Source organism: Amycolatopsis balhimycina FH 1894, assembly GCF_000384295.1.
Lineage (GTDB): Bacteria > Actinomycetota > Actinomycetes > Mycobacteriales > Pseudonocardiaceae > Amycolatopsis > Amycolatopsis balhimycina.
Genome location: NZ_KB913037.1, coordinates 9,724,369 through 9,743,287 on the forward strand (window position 1 = coordinate 9,724,369; position 18,919 = coordinate 9,743,287).

Here is an 18,919-nt window from a genome sequence, read left to right on the forward strand (position 1 = left end):
CCCACAGGTGTGAGCTGAGCAGGCCCAGCCTGCTGCGACGAGTGAGAGGTGATCACATGAGCCAGGGCGACGCCCCGGTCGGGCGATCGGTGAAGACGGCGGCGGCCGGCGTACGGGATCTCGCCGCGGAGGCCGCACGGGTGGGAGCGGCGGCGGCCGTGCGGGCGGTCGAAATCACCGACCGGAAGCTGGCCGAAAGCAAGGACGAACTCGCGAAGGTCGGCCGCGCGGCGACCAAGGACCTCGACAAGAGCACGCGGTCGTCGCGCCGCGACGTGCTGGCGAACTCGACCGCCGCCCGCGACGAGGTGCTGGCCAGGGCGGCGAAGATGCGCGACCCGGGCCGCAAGGCGGCGCAGGCGGTCGCGGCCGTCGTGGGCTCGGCGGGGGAGTCGGGCCGCGCCCGCCGGAAGGTCGTGACGGCCGCGAAGCGGGACTTGGCCGTGGCGCTCCAGGAAGCCAAGAGCGTGGCCCGCGGCGAACGCACCAAGCGGGCCCGCTGGCCGTGGCTGGTGGCGATGGGCGCGGTGGCGGCGGCGATCGTGGCGGTGGTGCAGGTCCGGCGGTCGAACCCGTTGGCCGAGGCGGACGCCGCCGGGCAACCGGACGAGAAGCCGGCGTCGCAGGCGAGCGGTAATACGGCTGCGCTGCCCACCGAGAAGCCGGCGGCTGCGACGCCGCCGGCCGCGAAACCGGCGGAGCAGGTTGCGAAGCCTGCGGCCGGCAAGCCGGCTTCGCCGCAGACCGCGAAGCCCGTGCAGCAGACCGAGAAGCCGGCGGCGGCTCAGCCGACGCAGGCCGGCAAGCCCGACGTCGCGAACGGTCGTGCGCCTGCCGGGCGGAGTCAGAACAAGGGCTAGTAGGCCGGCGAGCCCGAAGCCGCGAACGAGGCTTGGCGCACCGGTTCCGCTGTCCGCACCCGAGGTGACCCCGGGTGCGGGCAGCGGCATGCCCGGAGCCGAATGCCGAAGAAAGCGCTTACACTCGGACGGTCGCCGGAACGAGCGGAGGTCGTCGATGGGGTGGCGGTTCGCGGTCAGCACGCTGGGCATGCCCGGTGTTCCCGTGCGGGAAGCCGCGCGCACCGCGCTCGCGCACGGCTGCGAAGGCCTGGAACTGCGCGTGCACCCGGACGAGGAAGTCCACTGGGGACTGTCCGGCCACGCCGCCGACCGGGTGCGGTCCTTCCTGGCCGACCAGGGGCTGGCCATCGCCGCCCTGGCCGGCTACGCGAAGGTCGCCGCGCCCGGTGCCGACGAACCCGTGGTCGACGAGTTGAAGGCACTGATCGGCTTGGCGCACCGGATCGGCGCGCCGGCGGTGCGCGTCTTCCCGGGCGGCGACGGTGACGCGCGGCCGCGCATCGGCGCGGTTCTCGGCGACCTGCGCGACGCCGGGGTGCGGCTGCTGGTCGAGACGCACGACTCGCACCCCACCGGGGCCGCGGCCCTGGACCTGGTCGCCGGGTTCGGGGAACCGGACCTGGCCGCCGTGCTGTGGGACGCGGTCCACCCGTGGCGCGCCGGGGAGGCACCGGCCGTCACCCGGGAGGTGCTCGGCCCCTACCTCGGCTACTTCCAGGTCAAGGACGCCGTCAGCCTCGAGGATCCCACCCCGGTGCCGCCGGGGGAGGGCGCGGTCCCGCTCGGCGAGTGCGGCGAACTCCTGCGTTCGTGGTCGGGCTGGGTCTCCCTGGAGTGGGAAAAGGCGTGGTACCCGGCCATCGCGCCGGTGGAGACGCCCTTGCGCACGGCGGCGGCCTGGTTCGGCCGGTACGCGCCGCGGTGACGAACTCCGGAGGCCGGTCGCCCGGCCTCCGGAGCGGCTAGCGTCCGGAGAAGTTGACGTCACTGCAGAAGTAGTACGACTGGTCCAGGTGGCTCGCCTGCCAGATCGTGTAGACGACGTGCCGTCCCGTCCGGGTGCCCGCGTTCACCGCGACCTGGTACTGCCCCGCGGGTGCGTAGCGGCCCGTCTGGGCGACCAGTTCGAGGTTGCCCCAGCCCAGCGGCTGGGTCGCCGGGTCGAAGCCCTGCTTGGTGATGTACACCAGCAGGTAGTCCGCGCCGTGGTGGGCCTGGTCGGTGATGGTGAGGGTGAACCGGTTGTCCTTGTTCGCCATCTGCCACGCGCCGACCGTGTCGAGGGAGTTGTACCGGGGCGCCTGCGTACGCCCGCCGCTGCACAGCGTGCGGTCGGGGATCGCGCCCTGGTGGTTGCCCTTGACCCCTTCGCGGTAGAGGCCGTTCCAGTTCCACATCGCGTTCGGGTCGGCCTGCCAGGCCTGCCAGCACATCGGGTCCTTGGTCGCCATCGCAGGGTTCTGGAAGTCGCTGCCCCAGCGGTTCCAGCAGCCGTAGTTGCGCGACGGCGGGTCGGTGGCCGAACCGTGCGCGTCGGCGACGCCGGTGAGCACGCCGCCCAGCAGCACGGCGGTCACCGCCGTCACCACCAGGGAGAGCAGGGTCTTGCGGGGGCGGATCCGTCGGGGAACCACGCTGTCCTCCTTCGTCCGGGCCGGTTTGGGAGCGCTCCCAAGGGTTGCGCCGGACGACCATACGCGGCACCGCGGGTCGCTGGCCACCAACACGGTCGCCGGGAACCCTTGTGGTGCTTCGCATTCCGGCGCGCTGCGGGACTGAACGGCTCCTGAACGGCCGAAAGTCCCGGGTCCCGCGCCGCCCGATCGGCCCCTGGCCCGGCAACGGCCCGTGCGTGCGGGACGCGACGGCTGGTCCGCACGGGCGTATCCGGAAAAATTATCACCGGAGGACGGGCCCGGGGACTTTGAGTCCTCTGAGGACTTGAGGGGTTGCCGGCCGGGGGTCTCCGGGGCGCGGCCGGGTGACCGCGCCCCGGAGTGGCGGCTCAGCCCTGGGACCGCACGTTTTCCCGGGCCTCCTGGGCGCGGCCGGTGACGTCGCCGGTCGCCGAACGTGCTTCGTCCTTGACCGTGGACGCCGCGTCCGCGGCTTCGGACTTCACCGAGTCCGCCGCCTGCTGCACGGGCTCGCGCAGGTTCTCCTTCAGCTCTTCGGCGGCGTGCTGGGCGGCCGGTGCCACGTGCTCGCGGGCGAGGTCGGTCGCCCGGCCGGCGAGCCGGCGCTCCGGATCGCTCGCGGGCAGCAGGGACGACACGAGCCAGCCGGCGCCGAAGGCGATCAGGCCGGCGGCCAGCGGGTTGCCCTGCGTGCCACGGCGGATCGACGCCGGCGCGTCGCTGACGGCGTCGGCGGCCGAGCTCACCTTTTCCCCGGTCGCCGAGGCGACCGAGCCCACCTTGTCGCCCGCGGTCGAGGCCGTGCCGGCCGCCGTGCCCATGACGCTGTCCCGCGCGTTGCCGAACGCCGTGCGCAGCCGGCCGACGCGGCGTTCGACGATCCGGCCCGGGGTCACCTTTTCGGTGAGGGCGTTCACGTCCGTGCTGAGATTCCGTTGCGTGCCTTCGATTTCGCGGCGGAGCCGCTCCGGTTCGGTCATGGTCGTCCGCCTTTCAGTGCGTCCGGGACTTGCTGCAGCGTCTCGACGGTGCGTTCGGGTTTCGGGTTGATCCGGCGGACCTCGCGCCGCCCGGTCGCGTAGAGCACGGCGCCGGCGATCACCCACACCACCGCGACGATGAGCGCCGCCCAGCCCGCGTCCATCACGTTCGCCAAGCCCTGCCACAGCGCCAGGGAAAGGAACAGCACGACCATGTAGCCGGCGAACCCCGCGCCGCCGAGCATGCCCGCGCCCTTCGCGGCCTTGCCCGCCTCGGCCTTCACTTCGGCCTTCGCCAGCTCCATCTCCTGCCGCACCAGGGTGGAGAGGTCCTTCATGACGTTGGACATCAGCTCGCCGACCGAACTGTCGGCGACGTCGACGGGCCGGTCGGGCCCGGGTCCCGGCGTCATCACGGCACCTGCCCCGGCGCGGAGAAGCGGGGGCTCGGCTGCGGGAGGCCTTCCGTGGGCTGGGGCCCGGCGTATCCGCCGGGAGCCACGGCCGGACGGCTCGGCTGTGGCAGGGCTTCCGTGGGCTGAGGCGCGTTGTACCCGGCGGGAGTCGTGCCCGGCTGCGGCACGTGCGGGGTCGCGGCGGGGCCGGCGTGCGGCTGCGGAATGCTCGCTTGGCCGTTCGGCGAACTTTCCTCCTTCTGCTGCGCCACGACGCCCCGGGTGAGGCGTCCGACGAGGGCACCGGCCACGGCCGCGCCGACGAGGAACGAGCCGGGACGGCGGCGGGCGAAGCGCCGCACTTCGTCGAGGAGGTCACCGGGTTCCCGGTGCTCCAGCCAGTCGGCGACCGAGTGCGTCCGGTCGGACACCTGCCGCGCGACGTCGGCGGCGACGCCGGGGGCGTCGGTCTGCTCCGCCATCCGCTCGAGCTGACCGGCCAGCTGGTGGAGGCTCTCGGCCGCCTTCCGCTGACCGTCCTTGGCCTGCGACTGCAGCTGCTGACGGCCTTCGTGGAGGAGGTCGCGGGCTTCCCGCTGGGCGTGCGCCGCGACGTGTTTCGCTTGGTCCGTGGCGGTTTGCGCCACCTCGCCACCCCGGTCGGCGGCCGTGGTAGCCACTTCGCGGGCTTCGTCCTTGGCGGTTTCCGGCATCGACGGCGAGCCGCTGCCCCGCTGCTGCGGCGGTGACTGACCGCCGGGTCCCTGTGTCATCTCGACCTCCTGCGGGAGAGGCACTTCCGCGCCTTTCGTGGATGCCGATGGCGGACCATCGGCCTGGTAGTGCGGCTGGCTACCCGGGTGTTCCGGGGATAAACCGGACGCGCGGGCAGCGCACGACCGCCCCCGCCGTCGAGGGAACGGCGGGGGCGGCTGGGGAGTGCGGCAGTGGGTGCGGTCAGTTCCCGGGACGTTCGACGTCACCGCGCCACGCGCCGGTCTCCCGGCTGCCGCGCTCCTCGATGAACGTCTTGAACCGGCCGAGGTCGCCCTTGACGCGGCGGTCGAGGATGCCGAGCTTGTCGGCGACGTTCTCGACGAAGCCGTCCGGGTCGATGTCGAGCTGCGCGGTGACCCGGGTGTGCCGGTCGTCGAGGCGGTGGAACGTCACGACACCCGCGTGCGTCGGGCCGGAGTCCGACTTCCAGGCGATGCGCTCGTCGGGGTGCTGCTCGGTGATCGTGGCGTCGAACTCGCGGGTCTGCCCGGCGACGCTGACCTTCCAGCGGGTGTGGGTGTCGTCGAGCTGCCGGATCTCGTCGACGCCCTCCATGAAGTGCGGGAAGGACTCGAACTGCGTCCACTGGTTGTAGGCGGTGGTGACGTCGGTCTCGACGTCGACGGATTCGGTGACGGTGCTCATCGCGGCCGTGTCCTTTCTCGGGGCGGGATCGTCCTGTCCCGGGTTACCCGGCAAATCGATGACAAAACGATGCAAACGTTCTAGGGTTGGACGTCGATGGAGGGAGATCGCGGTGGCCGACGACGGGACGCCTGTACTGACGGTGCGGATCCGCACCTTGCCCGAAGCCGTCGTCGTCGCGGCGGTCGGCGACTTGGACCTCGGCACCGCGCCGATGCTGCGCGCGCGGGCCCGGGCGGCCCTCGACGGCGGCCCGGGCGCGCTCATCGTGGACCTGGGCGGGATCGCGTTCTGCGGCTCGGCGGGGCTGCAGGTGATCGCCGAGCTCGTCGCGGCGACCGCCGCCGCGGACCTGCCGTTCGCGGTCGTCGCCGACCGGCGGCCGGTGCTGCGCACCCTGCGGCTCAGCCACCTGGACGCCACGCTCGCGCTGTACCCGACCCTGGCCGGCGCCCGCGCGTGGCTGCGGGAGCGGCCCAGCGTGTGAACGGCGTTAGGCCCGGCCCGGCGGCGGGTAGTCCCCAGCCATGGAAGCGGAGGCGCTGCTGCAGAGCCTGACCCGCGTCGTGACCGCGCTGACCGGCACGGGCCTCCGGTTCGCCGTCGCCGGCGGCCTGGCCGTGTACGCCCGCGGCGGGCCGCCGTCGGACCACGACGTCGACCTGTTCCTCAAGCCCGGCGACGCGGACCGCGCGGCGGAGGTCCTCACCGCCGCCGGGCTGCGGCGCGTGCACCCGCCGGAAGACTGGCTGACGAAGGTCTACGACGGGGACATCCTCGTCGACCTGATCCACCGGCCCAACCACCGGCCGGTGACCGACGAGCTGCTCGACCGGGCCGCGCTGATGCGGATCGGGTCCACCGCGGCGCCGGTCGTCTCCGGCACCGACCTGCTGGTGGACAAGCTGCTCGTGCTGAGCGCGCACCGGTGCGACCTCGCGCCGCTGCTGCGGATCGCCCGGGACCTGCGCGAGCAGGTCGAGTGGACCGAGGTCGCCGTGCAGGTGTCGGCCTCCCCGTACGCCCGGGCGTTCCTGAGCCTGCTCGGCGACCTGGCCGTGATCGACCCGAAGGAGGCACTCGTGCCCGAACCACCGCAGTACCTCGTCGCCCGGCTCAGCCGGGCACTGGCCGAAGACCCCCGTACCGCGGAGCTCGGCGTGCACGTGACCGTCCGGGGCGAGCACGTCCACCTGACCGGCGAAGTGACCTGTCCGGCGCGGAAGACGGAGGTGGACGCCGTCGTCCACGAGTACCTGACGGGAGAGCTGGTGCACAACGACGTCCGGGTCGCCGACGTCCGGGAACCGGTGCGGGCGGAGGAGATTTCATGAGGATCGCCGCGGTCGGGGACGTGCACCTCGGCGAAGATTCCCGCGGCCTGCTCCGGCCGGCCCTGGAACACCTGGCGGGCACCGCCGACGTCCTGCTGCTGGCCGGCGACCTCACCCGGCACGGCACGATCGACGAAGCCCGCGTGGTGGCCGACGAGCTCGCCGGGCTGGGCGTGCCGATCGCCGCCGTCCTCGGCAACCACGACCACCACAGCGACTCCGGCGAGGTGATCGCCAACCTGCTGCGGGAGACCGGCGTCGAGGTGCTGGAAGGCGAGGCGGCCCGGTTCGACCTGCCGGACGGCTCCCTGGGCGTCGCGGGCGTCAAGGGCTTCGGCGGCGGGTTCGCCGGCAAGTGCGCCAGCCGCTTCGGCGAGCGCGAGATGAAGGACTTCGTCGAGCACACCATGGCGTCGGCCAATTCGTTGCGCAAAGCGTTGCAAAGCCTCGACACCGATGTCGTCGTGGCCCTGACGCACTACGCGCCGATCCCGGGGACGCTGCACGGCGAGCCGCCGGAGATCCACCCGTTCCTCGGCTCGTACCTGCTGTGCGAGCCGATCGACGAGGTGGGCGCCGACCTCGCGCTGCACGGCCACGCCCACTTCGGGTGCGAGCAGGGCGTGACGCCCGGCGGGGTGCGCGTGCGGAACGTGGCCCAGCCGGTGATCCGCAAGGCTTATGCGCTGTACGAGCTGCACCCGGCCGAGCTCTCCGCGCGCCGCTGACGGTTCTTACGCGGCCAGGTGCGCGGCCGCGGCCGGCACGTGCGGCGCCAGCGCGTCGGCGATCACGGCGTACCCGGCGGCCGAGGGGTGGAAGCGGTCGGCGGAGAACAGCGCGGGGTCGGCGGCGAAGCGGGCGGCGAGCTCGGGGCCCGCGGCGGCCACGACCCCACCGGCGCGGACGGCGGCTTCGGCCTGGGCACGCGCGTAGTGCGCGCTCGCGGCGGAGACCAGCTGCCGGTAGGCCCCCGGCAGATCTGGTCCTGCTCGACGGCCCGGAACTGGTGGCGGCGGCGCTGTCGCCGGTCCCACGTTGTACCCCGGCTAGGACCGGGGTCAGGTACCCATCTTCTTCAAGAGTTCGGTGATGTCGGCGACCTGGTCGGCGGGCGGCACCGGGATCTCCACCGCCTTGCCCCAGTCGCGGTAGTCGGTCGTGGCCTTCAGCGTGGGGTCGCCCTGCAGATTCGACGGGGACGCGGCTGTCAGGTCGATGGCGAACCGCACGGGCCGCCGCGCCGCGTCGAGCCACAGCTCGGCCGGCAGCTTGGCGGTCATCGGCTTGTCCACCTGGCCGTTCACGGTCCGGTGCGCGAACTCCGGGAACAGCTCCGGTGCCTTCGCGCCGTCGATTTCGAGGCGGTAGTGGTTGACCGGCAGGGCGCCCAGCCGGGTCTGCTCCGCCGACACGATCCGGCCGGACCGCTCGACCACCAGCAGGGCCCAGCCGACGTCGGGCAGCTTCTGGATGAGCGGCTCGCCCCCGGACATCGCCCGGCTGACCGGGTCGGCGCTGTCGGGGTCGGCACCCATCCACTGCTTGCCCGGGATGACTTCCTGGGGCATCCGGGTGTAGCTGCGCCCGTGGATCACGCGGGTCTCGAACCCCTGGATCACCATCGTGAGGCTGCCCCGGCCACCGTCGAGGGTGAGGGAGCCGGGAACGTCGGAGGTGGTGGTGCCGAGCACGGCGGTCATGGCGAAGGTGGCGGACGGCGTCTCGGCGACGCCGGCCCGGATGCCCGCCACGAGCTGGGCTGCGTCGGCGGCCGGCGCGCTCAGCGTGGTGGGGGCCGGAGGCGGTGCGGCGGTGGGACCGGGGTCGCAGGCCGCCAGGGCCAGTGCCGCCGCGGCGATGATCAGGCCGGTCTTGCGCACGGGGCCCCCTCGGTGTCCGGTGCGGAGGAAGGTATCGGGAAAAGGTCACGTTCCGGGCATCGCCGACCCGACGGGTGTGACGTGTGTCCGGCTTGAGACCGTGACCGGATCGCGCATAATGGCCACTGACCGACTGCTTGGTATGTGCCGGGCACCACAGCCGAAGGAGACACCCTGCCGTGAACTCGTTCAAGGATCGCGTCGCGATCGTCACCGGCGCCAGCCGGGGCATCGGCCTCGGGATCGCGAAGACGCTCGTCGAGCGCGGCGCCAAGGTCTGCCTCACCGCGCGCAAGCCGGAGGCCCTGGAAGAGGCCGTCAGCTCCCTCGGCGGCCCGGACGTCGCCATGTTCGTGGCCGGCAAGTCCGACGACACCGACCACCAGGACGAGACGGTCGCCAAGACGATCGAGACCTTCGGCCGGCTCGACTACCTGGTCAACAACACCGGCATCAACCCCGCCTACGGCCCGGCGCTGGACATCGACCCGGCCGCGGCGGCGAAGATCCTCGCCGTCAACGTGCTCGCGCCGCTGGCCTGGACCAAGCGCGCCCGCGACGCGTGGATGGGGGAGCACGGCGGCGCGGTCGTCAACGTCGCTTCCGTTGCCGGCCTCGGCGCTTCGCCCGGCATCGGCATGTACGGCGTCAGCAAGGCCGCGCTGATCCGGCTGACCGTCGAGCTCGGGGCCGAGCTGGGGCCGAAGATCCGCGTCAACGCCGTCGCCCCGGCCGTGGTCAAGACGAAGTTCGCGACCGCGCTCTACGAGGGCCGCGAGGAGGAGGTCGCCTCGGCGTACCCGATGAAGCGGCTCGGCCTGCCGTCCGACATCGCGGGCGCGGTGGCGTTCCTGCTCTCCGACGACGCGGGCTGGATCACCGGCCAGACCGTGGTCCTCGACGGCGGCGTGACCCTCGGCGGTGGCCTGTGACCGGCGTCGTCGTCACCGGGGGCGGCGGCGGCATCGGTGCCGCGCTGGCCCGCCGCTTCGCCGCCGACGGCGCTCAGGTCGTCGTCGCCGACCTCGACGGCGACAAGGCCGCCGAAGTCGCGAAGGAAGTCGGCGGGACGGCCTTCGCGGGGGACGTCGCGAGTCCCGAAGGCGTCGCGAGGCTGGTCGAGAGCGCCCGCGGAACCCTTGGCGAGATCGACGTCTTCTGCGCCAACGCGGGGATCGCGCCCTTCGGCGGAGCCGAAAGCGGCGAAGAGATGTGGGCGCGCACCTGGGAAGTCAACGTCATGTCCCACGTCCGCGCGGCGAACCTGCTGCTGCCGGCGTGGCTCGAGCGCGGCAAGGGCCACTTCGTCGCGACGGTGTCCGCCGCCGGCCTGCTGACCAGCCTCGGCTCGGCGCCGTACTCGGTGACCAAGCACGGCGCGCTGGCGTTCGCCGAATGGCTGTCGGCGACCTACCGGCACCGCGGCATCACCGTGCAGGCGATCTGCCCGCAGGGCGTGCGCACGGCGATGCTGGAAAGCACCGGCACCGCCGGGCAGCTGCTGATGGGCGCGTCGGCGATCGAGCCGGAGCAGGTGGCGGACGCGCTGTTCGCGGCGATCGAGGAGAAGCGGTTCCTGGTGCTGCCCCACCCCGAGGTCGCGGGCTACTACGCGGTGCGCGCCACCGACACCGACCGGTGGCTCGGCGGGATGAACAAGCTGCAGCGCAAGGTCGAAGAGGCCGTCGGAGAGCTGTGAACCCCTAGCGCACCACGCGGTACCAGTTCGGGCGCAGGACTTCGAGCCTGATCGTCCGGCCGCCCGGGTGGCCGAACATCCGCACGCCGTCGCCGAGCAGCACCGGGACGGGCAGCGCGAGGATCTCGTCGAGCGTCCCGGCTTCGAGGCACTGCCGGGCGATGCCGGCGCCGAGAACGTTGACGTACTTGCCGCCCGCGGCCTCCTTCGCGGCGGTCACGGCCTCCTCGAGATCACCCACGAAGGTGACGTCGGGGGCCGCGGCCGCCGGGCGGTGGGTGAGCACGAACTGCGGCCCTTCCCAGCCGCCGCCGAATGCCTTGCCCTCGCCTTCGGTGCCGCGGTGGGGGTCGTCCCCGCCGTAGGTCCGCCGGCCGACGAGCAGCGCGCCGATCCGCGGGATCAGCTCGTCGACCAGCGGGTCGGGACCCAGGTATGGGGTCAGCCAGGACATGTCCCCGCCGGGGCCGGCGATGAACCCGTCGACCGAGCAGCTGAACGCGTAGAGCAGTTTCGCCATGGGTTGTCTCCTCGAACTCAGTGGACTTCAGTACTGACGGCCGAGAGCGCGAAACTCATCGGTTCACCCGGTCATGTCCGGAACGCGACAGGATCACCACGGACCGTTGACAACGGTGTCAGCGCGCGAGGACCGTTTCGTCACGCAATCGGCTGAACTTGTGCTCACTGGCGAAGGACAAGTGACATGGTCTTGCGTACTTTCACGCGGTTTTCCGCCGCGACCCTCCTGGCAGTAGCCGGAATGATCCCCGTACCCGCCTCCGCGGCGCCGCTCGTCACCGACCCGGCGTCCCTGGTCAACCCGTTCATCGGCACGTCCAACGCCGCGGACGACTTCCCCGGCGCGGACGTCCCGTTCGGCATGCTCCAGTGGAGTCCCGACACGCCCAGCCGCCCCGACGGCGGCGGCTACGAGTACAAGGACTCCGCCATCACCGGCTTCAGCCTGACGCACCTGTCGGGGCCGGGCTGCGGCGCCGACGGCGACGTCCCGATCCTGCCGACCGTCGGCGCGGTGAACACCGGCGCGAGCGTCTCCTTCAGCCACAGCAACGAATCCGCGAGTCCCGGGTACTATTCGGCCGGGCTCGGCAACGGCGTCACGACCGAGCTGACCACCGCGCTGCGGTCGGGGATCGGCCGGTTCACCTTCCCCGCGACGGCGCAGGCGAACCTGCAGTTCAAGCTCAACGGCAGCCAGAACGGCACTTCGAACCAGACGTGGACGGTGGTCAGTCCCACCGAAGTGTCCGGCTCGGTCACGTCCGGGCACTTCTGCGGCGCGGGGTTCACCTACACGCTCTACTTCGACATCGTCTTCGACCGGCCGTTCAGCACCAGCGGGACCGCCGCGGCGACGGCGGTGACCCCGAAGGCGTCGCCGGGCAAGCTGCACGGCACCGCGACGGCCGAAGCCGCGCCGGCGGCCGGCCCGGGCAGCGCGTACGTCCGGTTCGACACGACGAGCAACCCGACCGTGCAGGCCAAGGTCGGCATCTCCTACGTCTCGGTCGCCAACGCCGTCGCCAACCGCGCGGCCGACATCCCGGCGTTCGACTTCGCCGCGACCAAGCAGGCCGCGCACGACAGCTGGAACTCCCTCCTCGGCCGGATCCAGGTCGCCGGCGGGACGACGGCGCAGCAGCGCGTCTTCTACACCGCGCTGTACCACTCGCTGGTGCACCCCAACGTCTTCTCCGACCGCAACGGCCAGTACATCGGCTTCGACAACCAGGTGCACACCGTCGCGAGTGGACACTCGGCGCACTACGCCAACTTCTCCGGCTGGGACATCTACCGCACGCAGGCACAGCTGTCCGCGCTGGTCGCCCCCGCGCAGACGAGCGACATCGCGCAGTCGATGATCGCGGACTACGCCCAGGGCGGCACGCTGCCGAAGTGGTCGCAGAACAACGGCGAGACGTACGTGATGGTCGGTGATCCCGGCACGGCGATTCTCGCGAGCTACTACGCGTTCGGGGCACGGAACTTCGACACCGGGGCGGCGTTGCAGGCGATGCTGCGCGAAGCGAGCACGTTCAACAACGTCCGGCCCGGTCTCAACGCGACGAACGCTCCCGGCTACCTGCCCGCCAACGGCACCTACCAGTGCTGCAACTTCTACGGCCCGGTCTCGACGCAGCTGGAGTACGACACGGCGGACTTCGCGCTCTCGGCGTTCGCCGGGGCGCTGGGCGACACCGCGAACCAGGCCTTCTACGCCGGCCGTGCGCAGAACTGGAAGAACACCTTCAACTCGTCCAGCGGGTTCATGCAGCCCAAGCAGGCGGACGGCTCGTGGACCGGCGGGTTCGACCCGGCGAGCGGCTCGAACTTCGTCGAGGGCACCTCGTGGCAGTACACCGGCATGGTGCCGTTCAACGTGGCGGGCCTCGCCGCGGCGCGCGGCGGCAACAGTTCACTGATCAGCTACCTCGACAGCGTGCTGGCCGGCTTCCACGGCAGTGGCGGGAAGCAGGCCGACCTCGGCAACGAACCCAGCCTCGAGCTGCCGTGGGAGTACGACTACGTCGGGCAGCCGTACAAGACGCAGAAGGTCGTGCGGCAGGTGCAGGACCAGATCTGGACCGACGCGCCCGGTGGGCTGGCCGGCAACGATGACCTCGGCGCGATGAGCGCGTGGTACGTCTTCTCGGCGCTGGGTTTCTACCCGATGACGCCGGGAACGGCGGACCTGGCGCTGGGCAGCCCGCTGTTCACGCAGGCGGTGGTGACGCTCCCGAGCGGCAACACCCTGACGGTGAACGCGCCCGCGGCGGCGGACAACGCGCCGTACGTCCAGAGCGCGACCTGGAACGGCTCGGCGTGGAACAACGCGTACGTGCCGACGTCGGCTCTGGCAGCCGGCGGGACCCTGTCGTTCGTTCTCGGCACTTCCGCGAACACGGCGTGGGCGGCCTCGAACCCGCCGCCGTCGTACTCCGGCACGCTGCCGCACCTGGGCGCGTTGTCTTCGGGCATCGCGGGCAAGTGCGCGGACGTGGCCCAGAGCGGCACGGCGAACGGGACGCACGTGCAGCTGTACACCTGCAACAACTCCGGCGCGCAGAAGTGGTTCTCCGGCCCCGACGGGACGTTCCAGGCCCAGGGCGGCTGCCTGGACGTCAGCAACAGCGGCACGGCGAACGGCACGAAGGTGCAGCTGTGGCAGTGCAACGGCTCCGGCGCGCAGAAGTGGCAGCCGGGCACGGCGGGCGCGCTGGTGAACCCGCAGTCGGGCCGGTGCCTGGACGACCCGAACAGCACGTCGGCCGACGGAACCCAGCTGCAGCTCTACGACTGCAACCAAAGCGCGGCCCAAAGCTGGACCCGCGGCTGATCCCGAAGTCCGTGAATGGCACATTGAGAGACTTAGAGTCCCTCGATGTGCCATTCACGGACTTGGCGCGGTGGGTCAGGGGGCCGGGTGGGGCGGGAACCGTGGTGGGCGGCGCTCGTTCCAGCTGGCCAGGCCCTCGGCCAGTTCCGGACGGGCGAACGACTCGATCATCAACGCCGTCGCCTCGCGGGCCGCCTCCGGCAGGGGGAGTGAGGCTTCCCGGGAGAACTGCGCCTTCATCACCGCCATCGACCGGGGTGCGCTGTAGGTGGCCAGCTCGGTCGCGTAGGCGTGGGCGCGCAGTCCCAGCTCGCCCGGCGGGACCACTTCCTGGACCAGGCCGTAGGCGAAGGCCTGCTCCGCGGTGAACGTCCGGCCGGAGAGCAGCAGGTCACGGGCCCGGCCCTGGCCGACCAGCTCCGGCAGCAGCTTCGCGATGCCGTACTCCGCGATGAGGCCACGGCGGGCGAACGCCGTGGTGAACTTCGCGCCCGCCGCCGCGAAGCGGACGTCCGCCGAGCACGCGATCACGAAGCCCAGGCCGGCGCAGCCGCCGTTGACCGCCGCCACGACCGGGACGCCGACCGCCGCGGCCGCCAGCACGTCCCGCCAGTTCTCGTGGCCGCCGCCCGACGCCGGGGGAGCGGCCGAGATGTCGTCGAGCAGGCCAAGGTCGGCGCCCGGGCAGAACGCCTTGCCCGCGCCGGTGACGACGACCGCGCGCACCGCCGGGTCGGCGTCCGCTTGGCGCAGCGCCGAGCCGTAGCGGGCCTGCATCGGCACGTCCATCGCGTTGCTGCGGCCGGGCTTGTCGAACGTCAGCGTGGCGACGGGGCCGTCCGCCGCGTATCGCACACCATCCACAGTGGACTCGGTCAAGGCCGCCTCCTCGGGGTTCGCTGACCAGACTAAGCGGTCGCTTGGACGGTGGCCAGTTCGAAATTGTCGAACCCTTTGGTCACCCGGAAATCCTTGTGCAATAGTGCTTTCCGCCCGCACGCCCGGTCTCCGGAAGGAACTCCCCGATGCCGAACACCCCCGAACCGAGCAGACGGCTGGTCCTGGGCGGCGTCGGTGCCGCCGTGGCCACGGCGGCGGTCGCGCCGGTTGCCCGGGCCACCGACACTCTCGCCCGGCCGGACCTCGGCGTCACCGGCCGCGAGACGGACCTCGGCATCGGCTGGCGGTTCGTCCTCGCGAACCCCGACGGCGTCACCGATCCGGAGGGCAGGTTCGCCGACGCCGCGAACCCCGCCTTCGACGACTCGAAATGGCCGGTCGTCGACGTCCCGCACGACTGGAGCATCGAGCTCCCGCCGACCGAGAAGGGCGGCACCAGCAGCGGGTCCGGCTTCTTCCGCGGCGGGCTCGGCTGGTACCGCAAGACGTTCACGCTGCCGCCGTCGCTCGAGGGCAAGCGCCTTTCGGTCGAATTCGACGGCGTCTATTCGGACGCCCACGTGTACTTCAACGGCGAACTGCTCGGAAACCACCCCTACGCCTACACCGGGTTCGCCTTCGACCTGACCGGCCTGGTGCGCACCGGCGGGCGGCCGAACGTCCTCGCCGTGCGGGCGGTGAACCCGCTGCCCAGCAGCCGCTGGTACGCCGGCAGCGGGATCTACCGCCGCGTCCGGCTGGTGGTGACCGAGCCGGTGCACGTCGCCCGGCACGGCACGTTCGTCACGACCCCGGACATCGCCGCCGGTCGCGGCACGGTGCGGGTGGCGACGGACGTCGTGAACGACTCCGCCGCCGCGGTGACGGCCGAGGTGCGCACGACCGTCACCGACCCCGCGGGACGGGTCGTGGCGAACGGTTCGGCCGCGGTCGCCGTGCCCGCCGGGCGGACGGCGACCGCGGTCACCACGCAGAACGTCGCCGCGCCGCGGCTGTGGTCGACCACCGCACCCCGGCTGTACCGGGTGCGCACCGACATCGCCGTGGCCGGGCGCGTGCTCGACACGACCACCGCGGACTTCGGCTTCCGGTACACCGGGTTCCACCCGGACCACGGGTTCTCGCTCAACGGCGTGCCGACGAAGCTGCGCGGGGTCAACCTGCACGCGAGCCAGGGCGCGCTGGGCGCGGTGATCGACCCGGCCGCCCTGGAGCACCAGATGCGGCTGATGCTCGCGATGGGCGTCAACGCGCTGCGGACCGCGCACAACCCGCCCGACCCGCAGCTGGTGACGGTCTGCGAACGGCTCGGGATCGTCATGATGGTCGAGGCGTTCGACTGCTGGCGGACCGGCAAGCTCGAATACGACTACCACCGCGACTTCGACGCGTGGAGCGGGCGCGACATCGCCGAGATGGTCCACGCGGCCAAGAACTCGCCGGCCGTCGTGCTGTGGTCGATCGGCAACGAGGTGCCGGACGCGTCGATGGCGGGCGGCCCCGAGATCGCGAAGGCGCTGATCGCCGTGGTCCGCGGGATCGACCCGACCCGGCCGGTCGTCATGGGCTCAGACCGCTACCGCGGTGTCCCGGCGCCGGGCTCGCCGCAGGACCTGATCCTGAAGCAGCTCGACGGCCTCGGCGTCAACTACAACACCGCTCAGTCCCTCGACGGGCTGCACGCGAAGTACCCGGACAAGTTCTTCTTCGAGTCGGAGTCGTCGTCGGCGACCTCGACGCGCGGGGTCTACCAGGACCCGGACCTGCTGAACACGGGCGAGAACCACACGCCGGGCAAGCGGGCGACGTCGTCCTACGACAACAACCTCGCCTCGTGGACCTTCAGCGGCGAGTACTCGCTGAAGAAGGACCGGGACCGGAAGTTCTGCCAGGGCCAGTTCCTCTGGGCCGGGCAGGACTATCTCGGCGAGCCGACACCGTACGACGTCTTCCCGGTCAAGACGTCGTTCTTCGGCGCGGTCGACAGCGCGGGCCTGCCCAAGGACGCCTTCCACCTGTTCCGCAGCCAGTGGACCACCGCGCCGATGGTGCACCTGACGCCGATGGACTGGACGGACCACCGCGCCGGCGAACCGGTCGCGGTGTGGGTCTACTCCACTGTGGACACCGTCGAGCTGCTGCTCAACGGGAAGTCGCTCGGGGTGAAGAAGTTCGACCGCAAGACCACTGTGGACGGACGGCCGTACCTGGAGACGAGCGAGCCGGCCGGCGACGACAAGAAGGACCCCTCGGGCAGCTACACCAGCCCGAACGGCGGCACCGGCAAGCTGCACCTGACCTGGACCGTGCCCTTCGAACCCGGCACGCTGACCGCGATCGCCCGCGCGGGCGGCCGCGAGGTGGCGCGCGATCAGCTCGTCACGGCCGGGCCGCCGCGCGCGATCAAGCTCAGTGTGGACGCGCCGGGCGGCGGTGTCGTGGCCGGGGCGATGACCTTCGTGACCGCGTCCGTCGTGGACGCCCACGGGGTGGTCGTGCCCGGCACCGAGCCGGTGCTGCGGTTCACCGTCCGCGGGCCGGGCCGGATCGCCGGGGTGGACAACGGCAGGCAGGAGCTCGCCCAGAGCTACCAGCAGCCGGCGATCCCGGCGTTCAAGGGCCAGGCGGTCGCGGTGATCGCGGCGACCGGCGGCCGCGGCCCGATCACCGTGACGGCGAGCGCGCCGGGGCTGGCTCCGGGCACGATCACCTTGTCCGGCACGAATCTCGGTCAGCGCAACGGTCCCGGCGCGCGGGCGGCCGGGACGGCGGTGGTCCCGGCCCCTTCGACGGCGGACGCGAGCTACTCGGGCGCCCCGGACACGCTGCCCTCGGCGATGCTGGACGGCAACCCGGCCACCGGCTGGTCGAACTTCTACGTCAAGCAGGCGACGGCGACCCTGCCCGCGGTGAGCCGGCCCCGGGCGCGGGACTGGGTGTCCCTGGCGTGGCCGTCACCCCAGCGGTTCGGCGCTGTCACGGCGAACTTCGTGGTGGACGGGACACTGACGCTCCCGGCCGCGGTGGAGGTCGCCTGCCGCACGCCCCGGGGCTTCGAGCCGGTGCGGAACCTGCGGATCACGTGGGGGACCGGTGCGAACGACCCGACGACGTTCGCGTTCGATCCGGTGGTGACCACGGAAGTGCGGATCACCATGACGGCGCGCGGGTTCCTGCGGATCAGCGCGCTGACGGCCCGCTGAGGCCCCTTGACCACGGGCCCGGCGAGGCGCACCCCTCGCCGGGCCTGCGGGTCATCGAGAGCAGGGAGCGAGCGCGTCGAGGCCCTGCGGCTTCGCGGCGTTGCGGCCGATGGCGGTGGCGATCCGGTTGATCGTCGCCACGCGCTTGTCCTCGAGCGGGCCGAGGATGGCGTTCTGGACGAAGTTCGGGCCGCCCTGGCCGACGGTCGTCTGCAGGCGGTTGTTGGCTTCGTTGATCTGGGTGTTCAGCAGGTCGAGGTTGCGTGTCACCTCGGCCTGGGCCTGGGCGGGGATGGCCGGGAGCTTGCTTGCCACGTCGGGGCACGAGATCTTCCCGACGCCGGCGTTCCCGGTGTTGCCGGTGTTCCCGTTGTTGTTGCCCTGGTTGCCGTTCTGGCCCGCGTTCCCCTTGCCGCCGTTGCCCTGGGCCGGCGCGGTCCCGGCGTTGCCCGCGCCCGCGCCGGCCTTGCCGCCGACCGCGCAGGTGGCCAGGCCGTCGAGACCCTGTGGCTTCTCGGCCCGGCGGCCGATCGCGATGGCGATGCGGTCGATCGTGGACTTCCGCTTGTCCGCCAGCGGGCCGAGGATCGCGTTCTGGACGAAGTTCGGGCCGCCCTGGCCGACGGTCGTCTGCAGGCGGTTGTTGGCTTCGGCGATCTGGGTGTTCAGCAGGTCGAGGTTGCGTGTCACCTCGGCCTGGGCCTGGGCGGGGATGGCCGGGAGCTTGCTCGCCACGTCGGGGCAGCTGATCTGGCCGACGGCCGCCGCCTGGTTGTTGGACGCGGCGTTCGCGGCGTTGGGGTCACCGAAGGTCGTCGCGAACGCCAGCGCGCCGCCCGCGATCGCGAGGGCGAGCGCGCCGGTCGCGATCTTCGTCCGCTTGGATAGGCGGTGTCGTCCACCGGTAGCAGGCATGAATGACTCCGTTTTCGTGAATGGGTTAGCGTGAACATGTGGGTACTCCGCCGCCTTCGGGGGGTGCGGCGGGGTTTCGGATGGGGCGGTCCCTACGGAATCGCCGACGCCATGGTGGCCTCTGGACCAGCGGTTTGTCCAGTGTGATCCGGAAGAAAAGAAGATCTGAACCGTTTTGAACCGGGGTACGTGTAACCGGGTGAAGGGTGTTGTCTGGCCGCATTGTTCGGTGCGCCCGGAATTGTTTCGCGCAATTCCGGCGTGAAAGCGGTACTTGACGTGCCCGGCGTCGCCTCCTAGCGTCGACATACCGACCGGTCGGTGTCC

General features: G+C 71.9%; 19 protein-coding genes. 9 read left to right on the forward strand and 10 right to left on the reverse strand.

The window, feature by feature from the left end; all coding sequences use genetic code 11:
• Positions 1 to 56: 56 nt before the first annotated feature.
• A complete protein-coding gene (locus A3CE_RS0144855; RefSeq protein ID WP_020646662.1) occupies positions 57 to 860 on the forward strand; it encodes a hypothetical protein in 804 nt (267 codons plus the stop codon).
• 157 nt (positions 861 to 1,017) lie between these two features.
• The gene (locus A3CE_RS0144860) at positions 1,018 to 1,788 is read left to right on the forward strand and encodes a sugar phosphate isomerase/epimerase family protein (protein ID WP_020646663.1); all 771 of its coding nucleotides are present in this window, start codon (positions 1,018 to 1,020) and stop codon (positions 1,786 to 1,788) included.
• Between the two features lie 37 nt (positions 1,789 to 1,825).
• Here the strand turns inward: A3CE_RS0144860 and A3CE_RS0144865 are convergent, their stop codons facing one another.
• The 5 genes from A3CE_RS0144865 to A3CE_RS0144885 form a co-directional block, all read right to left on the reverse strand.
• Positions 1,826 to 2,497: a lytic polysaccharide monooxygenase auxiliary activity family 9 protein gene (locus A3CE_RS0144865; protein WP_020646664.1), complete on the reverse strand. Its 672-nt coding sequence runs from the start codon at positions 2,495 to 2,497 to the stop codon at positions 1,826 to 1,828.
• Positions 2,498 to 2,868: 371 nt separating this feature from the next.
• Positions 2,869 to 3,480 (reverse strand): DUF3618 domain-containing protein, encoded by a 612-nt coding sequence (locus A3CE_RS0144870; protein WP_020646665.1) that lies wholly within the window; start codon positions 3,478 to 3,480, stop codon positions 2,869 to 2,871.
• On the reverse strand, positions 3,477 to 3,893 hold the full coding sequence (locus A3CE_RS0144875) for a phage holin family protein (protein ID WP_020646666.1): 417 nt from the start codon (positions 3,891 to 3,893) through the stop codon (positions 3,477 to 3,479). Before A3CE_RS0144875 ends, A3CE_RS0144870 begins: the two co-directional genes overlap by 4 nt.
• The gene (locus A3CE_RS0144880) at positions 3,893 to 4,648 is read right to left on the reverse strand and encodes a hypothetical protein (protein ID WP_020646667.1); all 756 of its coding nucleotides are present in this window, start codon (positions 4,646 to 4,648) and stop codon (positions 3,893 to 3,895) included. The genes A3CE_RS0144875 and A3CE_RS0144880 overlap by 1 nt, the downstream gene beginning before the upstream one ends.
• Before the next feature lie 184 nt (positions 4,649 to 4,832).
• Positions 4,833 to 5,297 (reverse strand): SRPBCC family protein, encoded by a 465-nt coding sequence (locus A3CE_RS0144885; protein ID WP_020646668.1) that lies wholly within the window; start codon positions 5,295 to 5,297, stop codon positions 4,833 to 4,835.
• Between the two features lie 112 nt (positions 5,298 to 5,409).
• On the opposite strand from A3CE_RS0144885, the gene A3CE_RS0144890 reads away from it, so the two are divergent.
• From A3CE_RS0144890 to A3CE_RS0144900, 3 genes are read left to right on the forward strand one after another with little or no spacing between them, the layout of a single operon-like run.
• Positions 5,410 to 5,784, forward strand: a complete 375-nt coding sequence (locus A3CE_RS0144890) for an STAS domain-containing protein (protein WP_020646669.1) — start codon at positions 5,410 to 5,412, stop codon at positions 5,782 to 5,784.
• Between the two features lie 40 nt (positions 5,785 to 5,824).
• Complete coding sequence (locus A3CE_RS0144895) at positions 5,825 to 6,631, forward strand: nucleotidyltransferase family protein (RefSeq protein ID WP_020646670.1); 807 nt, start codon at positions 5,825 to 5,827, stop codon at positions 6,629 to 6,631.
• A complete protein-coding gene (locus A3CE_RS0144900; RefSeq protein ID WP_020646671.1) occupies positions 6,628 to 7,359 on the forward strand; it encodes a metallophosphoesterase family protein in 732 nt (243 codons plus the stop codon). The genes A3CE_RS0144895 and A3CE_RS0144900 overlap by 4 nt, the downstream gene beginning before the upstream one ends.
• Positions 7,360 to 7,365: 6 nt before the next feature.
• Here the strand turns inward: A3CE_RS0144900 and A3CE_RS59470 are convergent, their stop codons facing one another.
• Both A3CE_RS59470 and A3CE_RS0144910 read right to left on the reverse strand, forming a co-directional pair.
• Positions 7,366 to 7,668 (reverse strand): SGNH/GDSL hydrolase family protein, encoded by a 303-nt coding sequence (locus A3CE_RS59470; protein WP_260473780.1) that lies wholly within the window; start codon positions 7,666 to 7,668, stop codon positions 7,366 to 7,368.
• Between the two features lie 24 nt (positions 7,669 to 7,692).
• Positions 7,693 to 8,514, reverse strand: a complete 822-nt coding sequence (locus tag A3CE_RS0144910; protein WP_020646673.1) for an SCO4651 family lipoprotein — start codon at positions 8,512 to 8,514, stop codon at positions 7,693 to 7,695.
• A 179-nt stretch (positions 8,515 to 8,693) separates the two neighbouring features.
• Here A3CE_RS0144910 and A3CE_RS0144915 point away from each other — a divergent pair, with 179 nt between their 5' ends.
• Positions 8,694 to 9,446, forward strand: coding sequence for an SDR family oxidoreductase (locus A3CE_RS0144915; protein ID WP_020646674.1), 753 nt, complete (start codon positions 8,694 to 8,696; stop codon positions 9,444 to 9,446).
• Entirely contained in the window at positions 9,443 to 10,213 is a 771-nt protein-coding gene (locus A3CE_RS0144920) for an SDR family oxidoreductase (RefSeq protein ID WP_020646675.1), read from the forward strand. The genes A3CE_RS0144915 and A3CE_RS0144920 overlap by 4 nt, the downstream gene beginning before the upstream one ends.
• A gap of 4 nt (positions 10,214 to 10,217) precedes the next feature.
• Here A3CE_RS0144920 and A3CE_RS0144925 read toward each other — a convergent pair whose 3' ends face one another.
• Positions 10,218 to 10,733: a dihydrofolate reductase family protein gene (locus tag A3CE_RS0144925; protein ID WP_020646676.1), complete on the reverse strand. Its 516-nt coding sequence runs from the start codon at positions 10,731 to 10,733 to the stop codon at positions 10,218 to 10,220.
• A 243-nt stretch (positions 10,734 to 10,976) separates the two neighbouring features.
• On the opposite strand from A3CE_RS0144925, the gene A3CE_RS0144930 reads away from it, so the two are divergent.
• Positions 10,977 to 13,574 carry a lectin gene (locus A3CE_RS0144930; RefSeq protein ID WP_020646677.1) on the forward strand — a complete coding sequence of 866 codons (2,598 nt, stop codon included), beginning with the start codon at positions 10,977 to 10,979 and terminating at the stop codon, positions 13,572 to 13,574.
• Between the two features lie 75 nt (positions 13,575 to 13,649).
• Here the strand turns inward: A3CE_RS0144930 and A3CE_RS0144935 are convergent, their stop codons facing one another.
• A complete protein-coding gene (locus tag A3CE_RS0144935) occupies positions 13,650 to 14,453 on the reverse strand; it encodes an enoyl-CoA hydratase-related protein (protein ID WP_043791450.1) in 804 nt (267 codons plus the stop codon).
• Positions 14,454 to 14,599: 146 nt separating this feature from the next.
• Here A3CE_RS0144935 and A3CE_RS0144940 point away from each other — a divergent pair, with 146 nt between their 5' ends.
• A complete protein-coding gene (locus A3CE_RS0144940) occupies positions 14,600 to 17,677 on the forward strand; it encodes a glycoside hydrolase family 2 TIM barrel-domain containing protein (RefSeq protein WP_020646679.1) in 3,078 nt (1,025 codons plus the stop codon).
• A 51-nt stretch (positions 17,678 to 17,728) separates the two neighbouring features.
• On the opposite strand, the gene A3CE_RS0144945 is transcribed toward A3CE_RS0144940, so the two are convergent.
• A complete protein-coding gene (locus A3CE_RS0144945) occupies positions 17,729 to 18,592 on the reverse strand; it encodes a hypothetical protein (protein WP_020646680.1) in 864 nt (287 codons plus the stop codon).
• Between the last annotated feature and the right edge of the window lie 327 nt (positions 18,593 to 18,919).